14 protein-coding genes and 1 other RNA gene are annotated in these 14829 nt (G+C 65.4%); 6 read left to right on the top strand and 9 right to left on the bottom strand.

The window, feature by feature from the left end:
* Window positions 1-10: 10 nt before the first annotated feature.
* Window positions 11-1324: a UDP-glucose/GDP-mannose dehydrogenase family protein gene (locus QGG57_01610; protein ID MDP7006876.1), complete on the bottom strand. Its 1314-nt coding sequence runs from the start codon at window positions 1322-1324 to the stop codon at window positions 11-13.
* 47 nt (window positions 1325-1371) lie between these two features.
* On the opposite strand from QGG57_01610, the gene QGG57_01605 reads away from it, so the two are divergent.
* From QGG57_01605 to QGG57_01595, 3 genes are all read left to right on the top strand, one after another.
* Window positions 1372-1869, top strand: coding sequence for an RNA-binding protein (locus QGG57_01605; protein MDP7006875.1), 498 nt, complete (start codon window positions 1372-1374; stop codon window positions 1867-1869).
* 38 nt (window positions 1870-1907) lie between these two features.
* Entirely contained in the window at window positions 1908-4433 is a 2526-nt protein-coding gene (locus QGG57_01600) for a hypothetical protein (GenBank protein MDP7006874.1), read from the top strand.
* 84 nt (window positions 4434-4517) lie between these two features.
* A complete protein-coding gene (locus QGG57_01595; GenBank protein ID MDP7006873.1) occupies window positions 4518-5087 on the top strand; it encodes an Hsp20/alpha crystallin family protein in 570 nt (189 codons plus the stop codon).
* A gap of 59 nt (window positions 5088-5146) precedes the next feature.
* Here QGG57_01595 and QGG57_01590 read toward each other — a convergent pair whose 3' ends face one another.
* A complete protein-coding gene (locus QGG57_01590) occupies window positions 5147-5653 on the bottom strand; it encodes a nicotinamide-nucleotide adenylyltransferase (protein MDP7006872.1) in 507 nt (168 codons plus the stop codon).
* Window positions 5650-6921, bottom strand: coding sequence for a serine--tRNA ligase (gene serS / locus QGG57_01585; GenBank protein MDP7006871.1), 1272 nt, complete (start codon window positions 6919-6921; stop codon window positions 5650-5652). The genes QGG57_01590 and serS overlap by 4 nt, the downstream gene beginning before the upstream one ends.
* 48 nt (window positions 6922-6969) lie before the next feature.
* On the opposite strand from serS, the gene hutI reads away from it, so the two are divergent.
* From hutI to ffs, 3 genes are all read left to right on the top strand, one after another.
* Window positions 6970-8175, top strand: a complete 1206-nt coding sequence (hutI, locus tag QGG57_01580) for an imidazolonepropionase (GenBank protein ID MDP7006870.1) — start codon at window positions 6970-6972, stop codon at window positions 8173-8175.
* The gene (locus QGG57_01575) at window positions 8168-9145 is read left to right on the top strand and encodes a hypothetical protein (GenBank protein MDP7006869.1); all 978 of its coding nucleotides are present in this window, start codon (window positions 8168-8170) and stop codon (window positions 9143-9145) included. Before hutI ends, QGG57_01575 begins: the two co-directional genes overlap by 8 nt.
* A 19-nt stretch (window positions 9146-9164) precedes the next feature.
* Window positions 9165-9475: signal recognition particle sRNA (gene ffs, locus QGG57_01570), an RNA gene on the top strand.
* A 24-nt stretch (window positions 9476-9499) separates the two neighbouring features.
* Here the strand turns inward: ffs and ccsA are convergent.
* From ccsA to QGG57_01540, 6 genes are all read right to left on the bottom strand, one after another.
* Window positions 9500-11491 carry a cytochrome c biogenesis protein CcsA gene (gene ccsA / locus QGG57_01565; GenBank protein ID MDP7006868.1) on the bottom strand — a complete coding sequence of 664 codons (1992 nt, stop codon included), beginning with the start codon at window positions 11489-11491 and terminating at the stop codon, window positions 9500-9502.
* Between the two features lie 42 nt (window positions 11492-11533).
* On the bottom strand, window positions 11534-12025 hold the full coding sequence (locus QGG57_01560; protein MDP7006867.1) for a hypothetical protein: 492 nt from the start codon (window positions 12023-12025) through the stop codon (window positions 11534-11536).
* 24 nt (window positions 12026-12049) lie between these two features.
* Window positions 12050-12958, bottom strand: a complete 909-nt coding sequence (locus QGG57_01555; GenBank protein MDP7006866.1) for a hypothetical protein — start codon at window positions 12956-12958, stop codon at window positions 12050-12052.
* Window positions 12958-13158 carry a hypothetical protein gene (locus QGG57_01550; protein ID MDP7006865.1) on the bottom strand — a complete coding sequence of 67 codons (201 nt, stop codon included), beginning with the start codon at window positions 13156-13158 and terminating at the stop codon, window positions 12958-12960. Before QGG57_01550 ends, QGG57_01555 begins: the two co-directional genes overlap by 1 nt.
* 255 nt (window positions 13159-13413) lie before the next feature.
* Window positions 13414-14112: a DNA alkylation repair protein gene (locus QGG57_01545; GenBank protein ID MDP7006864.1), complete on the bottom strand. Its 699-nt coding sequence runs from the start codon at window positions 14110-14112 to the stop codon at window positions 13414-13416.
* The gene (locus QGG57_01540) at window positions 14109-14780 is read right to left on the bottom strand and encodes a YitT family protein (protein MDP7006863.1); all 672 of its coding nucleotides are present in this window, start codon (window positions 14778-14780) and stop codon (window positions 14109-14111) included. The genes QGG57_01545 and QGG57_01540 overlap by 4 nt, the downstream gene beginning before the upstream one ends.
* Between the last annotated feature and the right edge of the window lie 49 nt (window positions 14781-14829).

The following is a 14829-nucleotide window of genomic DNA, read 5'->3' as shown; positions in this document are numbered from 1 at the left end:
ATTAAAGAATTTACTCGCTCCCGCCGAGCCCGATAGCGCGATACTCGACGCCCGCTTCGCGCATCGCCGCCGCGTCGCAGGCGCGGCGGCCGTCGAGCAGCAGCGGTCGCGCCATACGCTCCGCGAAGACGGCTGGCGGCAGCGCCGCGTACTCGGGCCACTCGGTCATCAGGATGGCGCAGTCGGCGCCCGCGAGCGCCGCCTCTGCGGAAGGCGCAATCTCGATGTCGCACAGTGCGCCGAAGTTGGCGGCCGCCTGCGGGTCGCAGCCCACCACGGCGGCGCCGGCTTCGAGCAGGGCGCGCGCCACCACGGCGGCGCGCGCCTCGCGCACGTCGTCGGTGTCGGGCTTGAACGCCAGGCCGAGCAGCGCGACGCGCTTGCCGCGCAGCGAGCCGAGCGCGTCGCGGGCCCACGCGACCAGCAGCAGCGGCTGCGAGTCGTTCACGGCGAGCGTCGCGTCGAGCATCGCCGCCGGCAAGTCTTCTGCGGCGGCGGCGGCGCGCAATGCCTTGACGTCCTTGGGGAAGCAGGAGCCGCCGTAGCCGGCGCCGGCGCGCAGGAAGCGGGGCGAGATGCGGTCGTCGAGCCCCATCCCCTCCGCGACCGTAACGAAATCAATACCCCATGCCTCGCACAGGTTCGCGACCTCGTTGGCGTAGGAGACCTTGGCGGCGAGGAACGCGTTGCTGGCATACTTGACCATCTCCGCCGTGCGGGGGTCGCACTCGAGCACCGGGCACTCCGCGCCCGCGTAAAGTTCGCGCAGCTTCGCCAGCGCCAGCCCGTCGGCAGCGCCGATGACGATGCGGTCCGGCTGCAGGGCATCGGCGACCGCCGTGCCTTCGCGCAGGAACTCGGGGTTCATCGCGAAGCCCACGGCCTTTCGGTCGCGGCCGCTGCGCTCGAGCACGCGGGGCAGCACCAGTTCCTCGGTCGTCCGCGGCAGAACCGTTGATTTCACGACGACGACATGCTCGCGCTCGCCAGCGGCGAGCGCGTCGCCGATGGCCGCTGCAGCCGACTCGACCTGTGCCATGTCCATCGAGCCGTCGTCGCGCGACGGGGTGCCGACGCAGATGAAGGTCAGGTCGGCCGCCGCGATTTCAGCGTCCATCTCGCCCGAGCCGCGCAGCTTCCCCGACGCGAGGCCGGCGGCGAGCAGCTCGGGGAGCCCCGGCTCGAAAATCGGGCAGTCGCCGGCGTTGAGCGCTGCGACCCGCTCGGGGAGGATATCGAGGCACGCCACGTCGTGGCCGCCGGCCGCGAAAGTGGCTCCCGTGACGAGTCCGACGTAGCCAGTTCCCATGACTGCGATGCGCATCGCGCGCCCAGCGCGGTCCGCTAAAAGACCCCCTGTCCTGCGGCCGCATGGCGCAGTTCAACCTCCGTCGCCGCCACCCGGTCAACAAGCGCGAGGCGCGCACGCTGAACGCGGCGCTGGGCGAGGCGCACGGGCTGGAATTCAGCTACCGCCCCGGCGAGGTCGAGCTGGCGCAGTCCCCGACGGGGCAGGCGCTGTTGCGCGACGGCCGCGTGATTGCGCTTGAGCGCGGCGACCGCTGGCACCTCGCGGTGCGCGGCCTGCTGGTGGTGACACCGCCGGGCGGCTGGGTGCAGGTGGACATGGGCGCGGTGCCATTCCTGCGCAACGGCGCCAACGTGATGGCGGCCGGAATCAACGCTGTCGCAGAGGCGGTCGCGAAGGGCGACCTGGTCTGGGTGCGCGAGGAAAATCACCAGCGGCCGCTGGCAGTGGGCGAGGCGAGCATGGATGGCGCGGAGATGGTCGCCGCCACTCGCGGCAAGGCGGTGAAGACGCTCCATTTTATCGGTGACAGCATCTGGGATTTCGGCGGCGACGATTAACGCAAGTTAAATATGGAAACAGATATCGCCGTTGCCTGATGCACCTCTCCCGTTCACTGCTGTTGCTGGGTAGCCTGGCACTGCTGCTGCTGCTGCCGGCGCTCCCCGCTGAGGAGGCTCCCGTCGCGTTCTACATGGACGAAGACGCCTCTACCGAAGCCCCGGGCGCCCTGGATGTCGACCGCCCGCCCGACGCCAGCCCGCACACGGCGCAGGTCGACTCGAACCCGACCGGCAACAGCTACGTCCATGTCGCCGACTGGGAGTCATCCAGCCTCGGCTTCTCGATTAACGCCTCGGGTGAATGGAGTGGTAAGGTGACGGTCCACTCGTCGCATGATATCAACATCAAGTTGCAGTTCAGCATCGTTGTCGCCGACGAGGTGCAGGGCAGCTTCGAGACTGCTACCGAGATGGTCAACGACGGCGAGACGCTCCTCGAGGGGAGCGGGACGCTGGCGCACACCGCGCTGCCGACCGCCGGTTTCACGCTGCGTGTCGAGGCGCAGTGGAACCTCAACGTGGGCCAGCAGCCGCCCGGCAACGCCACTATCGAGCTGCGCTATGGCTCGCGCGCCTCGCCCGATCTCGAAGGCGGTATCATCCTGCCGGTGGGCCACGCCCGCGCCACCGCTGACGGGGCAGCCAACCACGACGAGACCGGCCGCAAGGTGACAGTCTATGCCCGTGTTGAGGACGCCTTCAGCAACGACTACCTGCCCGGCGGCAAGGCGGGCTACACGATGCGCATGGGCCCGCAGGGCGACCCGCCCTGGGAAGGCAGCTGCGAGCTGGTGACCAGCAAGGGTACCTGGATGCAGGCGCGCTTCGACTGGTCCTACGAGGGCCATACGCTGCCGGCGGGCAACAACGCCTACTCGGTCGAGGTGACCTTCACCGACACGCTCAGCGACCACGAATGGAGCGCCGATTTCACGGTCTGGGTCGACATCCCGGCCAAGCCCGAGCTGGAGGTCGATGCCGGCACCACTTCGCGTAACGTCAACCCCGGCAAGTCGTATACCTACACGCTGACGGTCTACAACAGCGGCAGCGGCGACGACAACGTCCTGCTCTCGACCGCCGCCACGATTGATGGCTGGACCGCCGAACTGGGTGATGACGATTTCTTCCTTGCCGCTGGCGACAGCAAGTCGGTCCAGCTGACGATTACCGCCCCCTCCAGCGCGGGCGACGGCGAGGAGGATAACACCGTCGTTACTGCGCGCGCCGAGAGCGATGCTGGCATCCACGACAGTCAGGTCTTCTCGACGACCGCGCGTATTCCTGACCCTGACTGGAGCTTCCGGCTCGACCTGCTCGGCAGCCCTGATATTAGCATCCGCGACCGCGGGGAAGTGCAGTTCCAGGTTGCAGTCACCAACAAGGGCAACCAGGATGCGAGCTACACATTCAGCTCAGTCTCCAACCCCTCCGGGGCGTTCACGGCCAGCTTCAGCCCCAGTATGGTGAGCGGCCTCGCGCCGGACGAGGCGCAACAGGTGCAGGTGACCCTCTCGGTCAGCCCCAGTTACGGCGGTGGCACCGGGACCGCCACCATCAGTGCGTCACTCACGGGCGGCGGCAGTGGCAGCGAGAGCGCGACGGTCGACATCGAGCTGGTGCAGTCCGGCTTAATCGACCTGCGCCACTCCAACCTGCAACTGAGCGCAGAGCAGGGGGGCTCGGTGAGCCACCAGTTCGAGGTGCGCAACACCAACTCCGAAGAGCCAATCCGGATTTATTTCGCTTCAGAATCATTGACCGACCCCGCCGCCTCGAGCTGGCTCAGCTTCAGCGACCGCGACGGTCAGCCGGTCTCGGCGCAGTCGCTAATCCTGATTCCGCCCGGCGGCACGCAGACAGTGACGCTGCGCGTCAGCGTTCCCGGCAGCGCAGCTACTGGTCACTACACCATGGAAGTCTGGATTTCGAACGACCAGCACGCGCGCATCTCCGAAAAGCGCGCTTTCTCGGTCGAGGCGGTGACAGCGGCCGAAGAAACCAGTTCCAGCCTGCTGCTCTACGGAGTCGCGGCGGTACTCTTCGCCGGGATTGCCGGCGGCGGCTACTGGTATGTCTCGCGCGACGATGAGGATTACGATGACGAGGAAGAGGAAGGCGACCCTGACGAGCCACCCGCGGTTGCCGCTGCGGAGGGGCTGCCGGTCGCCTCTGCCGAGGCGCCCCCGGTAGCGGCAGCCGAAGCGGCGCCGCCCGCCGCGATTACTGCGCCCGTGCCGGAACCTGCGCCGGTGCAGCCGGTAGCGGCCGCGCTAGCCGTAACGCCAGCCCCCGTCGCCGCGCAGCCAGTAGTGGCGCAACCAGTTGCGGCCGAACCGGTAGCCGTGCAGCCGGTCGTAGCGGCGCCAGTCGTGGCGCAGCCTGTGGAGGCGACACCGGTCGAGGCAGTCGCGGTCGAGCCGGTCGCAGTGCAGCCCGTGGAGGCAACGCCGGTCGAAGCTGTAGCGGTACAACCGGTCGAGGCCGGGGCAGTCGAAGCGACGCCAGTCGTGGTGAAGGCACAAGTTGTCGAGGACGAAGACGAGATGGAGTTCAGCTGATTTGTCGCCCGGGCCAATAATTATATATAGCAGTAAGCAACATGAGGTTTACAACTTAAAGTTGTATACTGATACGAGGTAATTATGAACTGGAAACGAGACGAGAAAGATGACTGGTTCAGTCAGGACTGGAACCTGGACGACCTGTTCGGCAGCCTGGACGCCGAGTTCAGGCGCATGCGCAAGACGATGGACGAAATGATGCGCGACGCTGCCGAAGGCAATATGCCCGAGGCGGACGGCAAGTCTCCCTTCGTCTGGGGCTTCAGCATGCGCTCCGGCCCCGACGGCCGTCCGCAGTTCGAGGAGTTCGGCAACACCAGCCACGGGCTGTTTGGCCCGGCTGGCCAGAAGGCGACGGTGGAAGCCGGCAGCCGCGAGCCGCTAACCGACACCAACGAGACAGAGGAGGAGGTCGCCATTACGGTCGAGCTTCCCGGCGTCTCGAAAGCCGATATTGACATCGACGCCAGCGAGCAGGAAGTCGTAATCAAGGTCGAGACCGACGCGCGCAACTACTACAAGCGGCTGCCGCTGCGCTGCAAGGTCATTCCCGACTCGGCCAAGGCAACTTACACCAACGGTATCCTCGACCTCGTGCTCAAGAAGCAGGAGTCGGAAAAACCGCAGGGCACTCGAGTCAAGGTCGACTGAAACGGGCCCTGCCTTAGTTTATATGCATATCTTTGAGAGCCACGAGGCTGTTCGCAGCGCTATCCCGGCGCCAGCGCGCGCAGCCGTTCCGGGCCGCCATAGCCGCGTACCAGCGCTGCCACTTCGGGCTGCAGCGCCGCTTCCCATGCCCCCGCCGCGGCCAAAGCCTGACGGATGGCGGCGCCCTCCCACGCCCGGCGGTTCTGTAGCTCCGGCGCGATAACGGGGTAGCCTGCCGCGCCGAAAAGCCGTTGCACTAGTGTGTTGGCGGAATAGACGCAGTCGAACGGCCCCAGCCGCGCGACGACGTGGGCGACCCAGCGGTCGTAGTCGTTGAGGTCCTCGACCGCCATGATTGCGCGTGGCGCGAGGCCGGCCGCCGCCATTCCGGCTGCGACCATTTCGCGCCGCTCGTCGGCCGAGAAGGGGTTCTCCCAAGTTCCCGCCTCCTGCGCCGAGCCAATCATCACCAGCAGTTCGTGGCCGTCGGCGACTGCGGCTTGCGCGATGGCGACATGGCCGCGGTGGAAGGGCTGGAAGCGCCCCGGCAGCAGCGCGACGCTCATGCCGGCGTCAGCGCTTCCGCGTCGCCCATCCACTTGCGCAACGGTTCGGGAATGGCGACCGAGCCGTCGGCTCGCTGGCAGTTCTCGAGGATGGCGGCCAGCGTGCGCGTGGTGGCGATGCCGGTCGCATTGAGTGTGTGCGGCGTCGCGGTCCCGTCGGGGGTGCGGTAGCGCATGTTCAGCCGCAGGGACTGGTAGGCGGTGCAGTTGCTGGCGCTGACGACCTCCTTCCACTCTCCCACGCTGGGCATCCACGCCTCGAGGTCGAACTTGCGTGCGGCGACGGTACCAATGTCACCGGTGCAGATATCGATGACGCGGAACGGCACTTCCAGCCCAGCGAGGAGGTCGACCGCGTTCTGCAGCAGCTCCTCGTGCAGCGCGGCCGAATCCTCGGGTTTGCAGATGGCGACCTGCTCGACCTTGGCGAACTGGTGGACGCGCCAGATGCCGCGGTCGGAGAGGCCGTGCGCGCCCACCTCGCGCCGGAAGTTGGTCGAGAGTCCGCAGAACTTTAGTGGTAGCGATTTCGGCTCGAGGATTTCGTCGCGGAACCGCGCAGTCAGAGGATGTTCCGAGGTGGCAATCAGGTAGAGGTCGTGGTCCTCGATTTTGTACATTACCTCCTCGAAGTCGCCCAAATCGACGACACCTTCGTACGCCTCGCGGTTCATCACGAAAGGCGGCACCACCGGCTCGTAGCCGCGTTCCGCCAGCAGCTCGACCGCGTAGTTCACCAGCGCCAGCTCGAGCCGCGCCAGTCCCCCGGTAAGGAAGTAGAAGCGGCGCCCGGCGACCTTCGCGGCGCGCTCTAGGTCGGCGCCCGCCAGCGTTTCGAGCAGCTCGTTGTGCGATTTCGGCTCGAAGCCGAAATCGCCCCGTTCGCCATGCTGCGCCAGCTCGACGTTGCCGTCGGGGCCGTTGCCTTGCGGTACCGCCTCGTCGAGCAGGTTGGGGACGCGCATGCGTGCTGTATCGCGCTCCGCCAGCGCGGCGGCAGTCTCCTGCTCGAGTTGCGGCAGCCGCTGCTTCAGCGTTTGCATCTGCTCGAGCAGCGGCTGCGTATCGCCGCCCGCCTTTTTGGCGGTGCCAATTTCGCGCGAGATGCGGTTGCGGTCGCTGCGCAGCTTGTTGCCTTCGTCGATGAGGCTGCGCCAGCGTTCGTCAGCGGCGATGACCGTCTCAGCCGCGGCGCGGTCAAGCCCGCGCCACTCGAGGTCGGCGAATATCGCTGCGGGCGAGTCGCGGAACCGCGCCATCTCGAGCATCAAGTCGGCAACGCCAGCGGGCTTTATGGCTTCGCGCTCTGGGCGCCCATGCTGTTGCTGAAGGGTGCGACGCAGGTCGCTTCGCCCCCCGCATCGGAATCGCCGCTGGCGGGCGACGCAATGGGACGTATCGAACTGCACACCCGTAGCGACGTCGCGATTCGCAACGGCCGCATCGTCGAGGTGGGGCGCAAGCTGGACTACCCTGAGGCTGAAGTCATCGACGCGCGCGGCAAGGTGGTGGTGCCCGGTTTCGTTGACCCGCACACCCATCTTGTCTGGGCCGGCTCGCGCGAGCACGAGCTGGAGTGGAAGCTGCAGGGGCGCAGCTACCAGGACATCCTGGCTGACGGCGGCGGCATCCTGCGCACCGTCCGCGAGACCCGCGCCGCCAACGAGGAGGAGCTGCGCGAGCAGTCGCTGAAGCGGTTGCACAACGCGACCCGCACCGGAACGACGACCATCGAGATAAAATCGGGCTACGGACTCCAGCGCGAGGAGGAGCTGAAGCAGCTGCGCGTCGCGCGCTGGCTCGGCGAGCAGGGGCTGGCCGAGGTGGTTTCGACCTTCATGGGCGCGCACGCGCTCCCCGACGACGCGAGCCGCGGCGAATACCTGGAGCAGCTGGAGCAGATGCTGCCCGAGGCGGCGGCGCTGGCCGAATACTGCGACGTCTTCTGCGAGGAGGGCGCTTTCACCGTCGACGAGTCGCGCCGCCTGCTGGAGGCGGCGCGCGAGGCGGGGATGGGCTTGCGCATCCACGCCGACGAGTTCGGTGACAGCGGCGGCGGCGCGCTCGGCGCCGAGTTGCGCGTCGCGTCGGCCGACCATCTCGCCGGCTCGACGCTCGAGGCCATCGAGGCGCTGCGCGATTCGGGGGCGACCGGCATCCTGCTGCCGGGAACGCCGCTGGCGCTGCTCTCGTCGGAGTTCGCGCCGGCGCGCAAGATGGTCGCCGCCGGCCTTCCGCTCGCATTGGCGACCGACTGCAATCCCAACTGCTACACTGAGTCGATGCAGATGGTGATGCAGCTCGCCGTTTTCCGCATGGGGCTGACGCCGGGCGAGGCGCTGACCGCCGCGACGCTCAACGGCGCGCTGGCGCTGGGGCGCAGTAACCGCGGTGCGATTGCGCCGGGCTGGCGCGCCGACCTGCTGGTGTGCGACGTCCCCGACTACCGCCATTTGACCTACCATTTTGGTATCAACCACGTCGAGACCGTGATTATCGGCGGCCGGGTTGTCAATGCCTGAACCGCTGCGGCGCGCCGGCGAGGCGCTCTGGGAGGGGGCGCTCTACACCATCTCGCTGCCGGAGCGCTACCTGCGCGGCCTTACGGCGCTGCTGGGCGGGATGCTGAAGGAGACTACCGACCTGCTGGTACCGGACTTCGTCAAGGACACCACCAGCTACAACCTGTTCGTCGGCAACATCCTGCGCTTCGCGGTCGAGAACGTCGGCGGCGTCGAGGGCGTCTACGAGGACGAAGGCCTTACGGGCGACTACGCGACGCGCAAGCTGCTCGGCAACGCCATCGAGGGCATCGGCGTCGCAACGGTGCATCTCTCGCCGCTGTGGGTCTTCGCCTTCTTCGCCGACTCGGTCAAGGGCGGGCAGGTGTATCTCGACCGGCTCCACGGCGAGCTGGTCGCCAAGGGCTATCTCGACGAGGCGAGCGAGCCCGGCTCGCTCGCCGAACTCCTTGAAGGCCTTGAACGCACCACCGCCAGCTTCGCGCAGAACATCGACACGCCGCCGCTCTCGCACGAGCAGGTGCGCGAGAACATCGACGAAATCCGCGACTCCATCGGCGAGCTCTTCTCGACCACCGGCCGCGCCGCCGGCGACGTCACCGACGAAGTGACGACCGTCATGCAGGATTTCCTTGACACGGCGACCGACGAGGGGCAGTCGCTGCTCGAGCTGGGGGGCGTGATGACGCTACAGGCGACCGCGCGCGCCCGGCAGGCGGCGGGGCTCGCAGTCGCCGCGCCGCAAGTCGCGGGCGAGATGCTCTACGAAAACATCCTGGGCTACTACGGCGACACGCTGGCCGAGATTCACGAGCACGGCTACGCGACGGTCGCGAGCGAGACCATCGAGCCCTACGGCCACGCCATCATGAAGCAGTTCAGCGGCGAGCAGGAGACCTGGACCGGCAAGCTGTTTCGCGGCTCGGCGCGCGGCCTGAAGCGGGTTTTCGGCATGCAAAGCTCCAAATAGCTGCCCTGACGAAAGGGAGGGCTGAGCTTGGCCGGGGAGCTAGACGTACCCTGTGACCCCCAACCGCCTTCAGGGGGGGCGACAGCCGGCGGCGGCGCACCCAGTGGGTCGCCCAATCCGCAATCCGACCGTGAAGTCCTGTCCTCCGGGGTCGCAGGCGGTCAGTGCGGTCTGCCGGAGGGCAGGCCGTCGGCCTTCACCACGGGAATCGGGTCAGGCCCGGAAGGGAGCAGCCCCACCGTGGACTTCCGACGCTCGGATGGGTAGCGGGGCGGAGAAGGGGCGCGGCAGCGGGCGCTCCGTCAGGACGACAACGCCGGTGGCTTGGCACTCGAATTATTTAAATACCAATCGTCAGAAATTAAATTTGCGTAGCCATTGCTTCCCCGGCGCCCAGTCGGTGAACATCGTGAGCGCCATGCCGCCCGTCGTTAGCAGCGCTCCGGTCCAGACCAGCATGATGCCGGGAATCTGCCGCACGGTGAGCGTCGCGCGGCTCGGCTGGTCGCCCTCGCCGGGGACCGCCTCGTCAAGCGTGACGTAGATGTCGCGGTCGAGGCGGTGCTCGAGGTAGATGAGCGTGCGCCATTCGGCGCTGCCGGCGGTGTTGACCCGCGCCGCGGTGGCGTCAACCACGAGCTTGTCGCCGCGGTGCAGCCGGAACTGCGCCTCGAGCCGGTTCTCCTCGCCGGGGCGCATCGCGACTTCGTCGAGCGTCACCGTGAAGCCGGCCGCCTCCGCGGTTTCGCCCTCTTCCAGCTCGATGGTCTCAACCTGGTCCAGCCCGTAGGAAACGCCGTAGCCGAGCGCCACCAGGATGATGCCGAGATGCGCGATATACGGCCCCCACGCGCGCAGCCGCGGCAGCAATGGCTTCCCGCGGAAGCTCCAGAGATAGCGCAGCGCCGCGTAGCCGGCGAGCGCGGCCCACGGTAGTGCCGCGCCCGCCATCCACGAGCCGGGGCGTGCACCGAGCAGCAGCAGCCCCAGCACCACGCTCGCGCCAGCGGCGGCGCCGCACCAGCCGAGCAGCTGCCGCGGCGGATGCCAGCGCTGGAGCGTGTAGATGGCGAAGAACGCCGCCAGCAGCGCGACGAAGAGCGCCAGCCGGGTCTCGAAGACGAAGCCGGGCAGGTAGCCGTTGACTCCCGTCAGCAGCAGCACCAGCGTGACGGTCAGGATGAGCAGCTGGGTGTAGATTGCTCCAAAGTAGGTGGTGTCTTCGTCGAGCCATTCCTCGAGCTTTTCGCGCTGCCGCGGCTCGGGCGACGGCGCGCGCGAGTAGGCGCGCGCCGTCGTGAAACCGGTCGCTGCCAGACAGCTGCCGAGCAGCAGCACCAGCCCCTTCACCGAGCGGTCGTCAGCCATCACGGCCAGGAACCGCTGCGCGGCGCTATCGCCCTGCGACGGCAGAAAGGCGTGCACCGAGAGCCAGATGCCGCCGCGCGTGACGAACGACTCGAACAGCACCAGCAGCAGCACCATCATCGCCAGCAGCGGCCCCAGCAGTGCGTAGTGGTGCTTGCGCTTCCCCATCACCGCCGCGTGCAGGAAGGTGGTGCCCGCCAGCCACGGCAGCAGCCCCGACGTTTCCACGGGGTCCCACGCCCAGAAGCCGCCCCAGCCGAGCGTCGTGTAGGCCCAGTAGCCCCCCATCGTCAGCGCGCCCGCGGTCAGCAGCCAGAACCAGCGCGCCCAGCGCCGCCCTACATCGAGCCACGCGTCGCCGCGCGCCACCAGCGCCGCCAGCCCCGCCGCGTAGAGCGGCACCGCGAAGCCGTAGGCGGCGAAAACTATCGGCGGATGAATGGTCATCCACGGCGATTGCAGCAGCGGGTTCAGCCCGCGTCCTTCGGTCGGGAGCGGGTCGGAGAGCGTGAACGGGTTAATCGCGAGCTGGATGGCCGCCAGCGCCAGCAGGATACCCGAAGCGAAGAGCACCAATACTCGCTGTTGGTGCACGTCACCGCGGCGCCGCGCACCAGCCGCGTCGCCGCCCGCCGCGCCGCTCCCGCGCCACAGCTCCCAGTTGAGCGCCAGCGCGGCGGCCCAGCACCAGATGAGCAGCGTCCCGTCGCGCCCAGCCCACACCCCGGCCAGCTTGTAGCGCAGCGGCAGCTCGACCGCCGAGTAGTCGGCGACGTACGCAAACTCGAGCGCGGTGCGGTAGAAGTAGGAGCCGAGCAGCAGCAGGCTGGCGGTCAGCGACGCCAGCAGCAGCCCCAGCGAAACGCGCTGTAGCAGCCGCTTCTCCGCGTCGCCGTCGCGCAGGTGCAGCGCCCCGGTCGCCAGCGACGCCAGTAGCAGCAGCGGGTTCAGGTGCAGCAGCAGGTCGCCCGGGTTCATCGGGTGGCGCAGGCGGGGGTGATATTACGGCTATTCCGCCGCTCACCGCCGCCGCGCGACCCACGCCACGGCGATGGCGGCGACCGGCAGCGCAACTGCTGGCAGTCCCTCATCCTCTTCAGCAGGTGGTGCGACCTTACGGTCTACTTTCACGTAGTAGCTGTCACCCATCTCCTGGATTGTAAGCCCGGGATAGCTTTCACCCTCGGTGGGTGCCTTTGTCTTGTTATCACCCTCGATAAGTTCGTAGCGATAGCCGGGGTAGACTCCGTCACCTACTTGGTGCGAGAAGCTGTAGCGGTAGCTGCCATCACCGTTGGCGTCTGCCTCGTCTCGCGTCACTTTCTGTGGCGCGTAGCAGGTATATGGCTCCTCCAGCGTGCAGACGTAGAATTTCACCTCTTCATAGATTTCGTCGGCGTCAATCCACGCCACGAAGGTGTCCCCCTCATCGACCTCGCGCGGGGCGTGGTCCACTTCGGCTGCTGCCGCTGGAATCAGCAGCATCAGCACAAACAGTGCGAGCAGGCGCATGGTGGCGGTCTCGCGGACGCGTCTTTAACGGTTGCGCCGCCGCCGCAGCGCGGCGACGCCCAGCAGCGGCAGCAGCGCGCCGGGCGCCGGCAGCCCCGCTTCGGGCTGTTCGGCGCGGTGGAATTCGGGGCCACTGAAGCCCGCCACCAGCACCTCCCGCGTCGCGTTGTTCTGGATGAACGCGACGACGCCCAGGTTCTCGCGGTCCCAGTCCGCGTCAAGCGCGACTGTGCGGTTGACCGCCTCCGCCGAGAGCGGCTCCGGCTCGGCGATGGCGCGGACGGTCCAGCGGTGCAGCCGCATCCCGTTCGAGCTGTTGCCTTCGCCGTCCCAGCCGTACCAGTAGCGGTGGTCTTCGTAGAGCACCAGCCGCAGCTCCCACCCGTTGCCCTCCGGCAGCGCGCCGGTCGCCTGCGCCGCCAGTGTCGCGCTGCCGGTGGCGACCGCCGGCGCAGCGACGCGCACGCCGACGCCTTCGGCCGGCGGGTTCGCCGCGATGAGCTGGCGGTACTGCTCCGCGGTGCCGGACTGGCTGCTGGCGCCCTCGAGCCGGCTGCCGCCGTTGACGAAGAAGGTCGGGAAGCCGGTGACGTCGTAAAGCTCCAGCCGCTGCTCGGTGGCGGCCGTCCCGAACGGGTCGTCCTCGACCGTGTGGTAGGCGAGCACCGCCACCTCGTCCATGTCAGCCACCGCCTCGAGCGCCAGCCCGCCCGGAAGGCAGGGCGGGCACCACGTCGCCGTGAACAATTCGACCAGCGCCAGTCGTTGCTCCGGCGCTTCTTCAGGGGGGCTGGCGGGGGCACCCGGCAGCGGAGCCAGCAACAGCGCCAGCGCGAACAGCAGCGCGCCCATGGTGCGCCGCGCCAGCGGCAGCATGGTTGTGTTGCGCCGCGTTAGCAGCAGCGCGCCGGCAGCCATGGTCCGGCCGCGCATCACGCCTCCTGCCGCCACCGAATCCAGCCGGCGGCGAGCAGCCCCGCCCCGGCCAGCACCAGCAGCGGATACATCGAGTAGAGAAAGAGCAGCACTGCCGAGCTGGCGCCGACGCCGAAAGTCCAGCCGAGCGCCGCGCCACCGTAGCAGCCGCACCCCAGTACCAGCAGCGGCAACGCCGCCCGCAGTCGCTCGTTCATGACGCGTTACCGGCGGCCGGCTAAAGTGGTCTTCGCCGTCGTGCCGCGATTGCCAGCGAATCCCCATCAGGATGCGCATCGCGGTCGCAGTGCCGGGTGGGTTTAGGTGTTTTTCGGGCGATCGAGGTAGTCAATCAGCCATATCAGGCCACCGAAGAACAGGCTGATGTAGGCCCTCAGTTCGCATCAGTAGCACGCTGCGCCGTACTTGAGGCGCCAGTAGTTGCACAAGTGGGTGGCTGTTTCAAAATGAATTTAGATTGTTCCCTTGAGGTATTTCTGCCTCTTGGTTTCAGGAAATTTTTCTATAGCGTACCTTAGCATTGTTCGGGGCATGGTTTTGTAGTGTTTTTTTAGAAAAGTTTCCTCTCTTTTTAGATCTCTTTTGCCTGCTTCCCTAAGCATCCATCCAACTGCTTTATGGATAAGATCATGTTCATCGTGAAGTAATTTATCTGCTATCTTGAAAGTGTCTTCTAAATCATTTCTTCTGATAAACCAAAAAGTTGAAATCATGGCTATTCTTCTTGTCCATAGGTCCTCGGATCTGGCCCATTTGTAGAGTATCTTACGATTTTTGTCCATGAGGTGTTTTCCAATTATATGTGGGCAGGTTACGTCAACCAAGTTCCAATTGTTGATATGTTTGAAACTGGAAACATAGATTTCGTACAGTTTGTTTCTATCTTTTCTATCTTTGCTTTTAGCGTATTTATTTACTATAATTATTAAGCCTAAAAATCTTTCTTCGTGATATTTAGAACATATGAGTGTTTTCATATCGGTTATAGAAATGTCAATGTGTTCTTTAGCAATCGATCTTATTTGGGGTGCTCTTACACCAAGAAAAAGATCGCCATGTCCGTATTCTCCTTTGTCTGTTTTAAAGAATCTCAGACTATGTTGAGCTATCTCTTTGTTTGCTAGTGCCCGTATTTCTTCTCTGGCTTTCATTCACTCCAGTGACTTGCTACGCCTAAACTCATTGCTACCACAGGGCCAATGCCAATCGCAAATATAATTGTCCCGATTCCAAAGGTTCCACCGAGAACAATCCCCAAACTTAAAACCAGAATCTCGATGCTAATTCTGACGCGGCCGATTGGCCAATCGGTTCTTCGCTGGATTCCTGTCATCCATCCATCTCTCGGGCCCGGACCCAGATTCGCAGTGAGATAGAAACCGCTACCGATCCCTGCCACTATGACTCCAATAATTGTCTGGATGAAGGCAAGGCCTGTTTCCGTGGGCTCTGGAAGGAAAGGTACCATCACGTCGATGGCCATAGCAATCAATATGGCATTTAGGATGGTCCCAATCCCTGGTGTTTCACGCAATGGTACCCACATAAAGAGAACCAGAATGCTGACAACGAAAGTTGCTTCACCCACTGAGAAACCAGTCTGTTTGCCAATTCCCTGAGCTAAAACCGTCCAGGGACTGACTCCAATCCCAGATGCAATGATTATTGCTTCTCCCGTACCAAATATCCAAAGGCCCGTAACCAGAAAAAATAAAGTGATGGGTTTTGGCTTCAATGTCAGAGGTGTATCTGAACTCCAAATAGTTCTAGGGACCTTGTGGGCAGGTCTGACAATATCGAAGATGGTTTTCAGTGACAAGCTTGACCGTACTTCTTCAGCCGCCAGTAGTTGTAGGGCCACGGTGTCA

Source organism: Candidatus Poseidoniia archaeon (genome assembly GCA_030748895.1).
In the GTDB taxonomy this organism is placed as follows: domain Archaea; phylum Thermoplasmatota; class Poseidoniia; order MGIII; family CG-Epi1; genus UBA8886.
The sequence above is the reverse complement of the archived record's forward strand: the minus strand, read 5'-3'. Positions and strand labels throughout refer to the sequence as shown.

What these genes read in the sequence shown, in the direction of transcription:
- QGG57_01610 (MDP7006876.1), bottom strand. Translation starts at nt 1,324, where the DNA reads ATGCGCATCGCAGTCATGGGAACTGGCTACGTCGGACTCGTCACGGGA.
- QGG57_01605 (MDP7006875.1), top strand. Translation starts at nt 1,372, where the DNA reads ATGGCGCAGTTCAACCTCCGTCGCCGCCACCCGGTCAACAAGCGCGAG.
- QGG57_01600 (MDP7006874.1), top strand. Translation starts at nt 1,908, where the DNA reads ATGCACCTCTCCCGTTCACTGCTGTTGCTGGGTAGCCTGGCACTGCTG.
- QGG57_01595 (MDP7006873.1), top strand. Translation starts at nt 4,518, where the DNA reads ATGAACTGGAAACGAGACGAGAAAGATGACTGGTTCAGTCAGGACTGG.
- QGG57_01590 (MDP7006872.1), bottom strand. Translation starts at nt 5,653, where the DNA reads ATGAGCGTCGCGCTGCTGCCGGGGCGCTTCCAGCCCTTCCACCGCGGC.
- serS (MDP7006871.1), bottom strand. Translation starts at nt 6,921, where the DNA reads ATGCTCGAGATGGCGCGGTTCCGCGACTCGCCCGCAGCGATATTCGCC.
- hutI (MDP7006870.1), top strand. Translation starts at nt 6,970, where the DNA reads ATGCTGTTGCTGAAGGGTGCGACGCAGGTCGCTTCGCCCCCCGCATCG.
- QGG57_01575 (MDP7006869.1), top strand. Translation starts at nt 8,168, where the DNA reads ATGCCTGAACCGCTGCGGCGCGCCGGCGAGGCGCTCTGGGAGGGGGCG.
- ccsA (MDP7006868.1), bottom strand. Translation starts at nt 11,491, where the DNA reads ATGAACCCGGGCGACCTGCTGCTGCACCTGAACCCGCTGCTGCTACTG.
- QGG57_01560 (MDP7006867.1), bottom strand. Translation starts at nt 12,025, where the DNA reads ATGCGCCTGCTCGCACTGTTTGTGCTGATGCTGCTGATTCCAGCGGCA.
- QGG57_01555 (MDP7006866.1), bottom strand. Translation starts at nt 12,958, where the DNA reads ATGCGCGGCCGGACCATGGCTGCCGGCGCGCTGCTGCTAACGCGGCGC.
- QGG57_01550 (MDP7006865.1), bottom strand. Translation starts at nt 13,158, where the DNA reads ATGAACGAGCGACTGCGGGCGGCGTTGCCGCTGCTGGTACTGGGGTGC.
- QGG57_01545 (MDP7006864.1), bottom strand. Translation starts at nt 14,112, where the DNA reads ATGAAAGCCAGAGAAGAAATACGGGCACTAGCAAACAAAGAGATAGCT.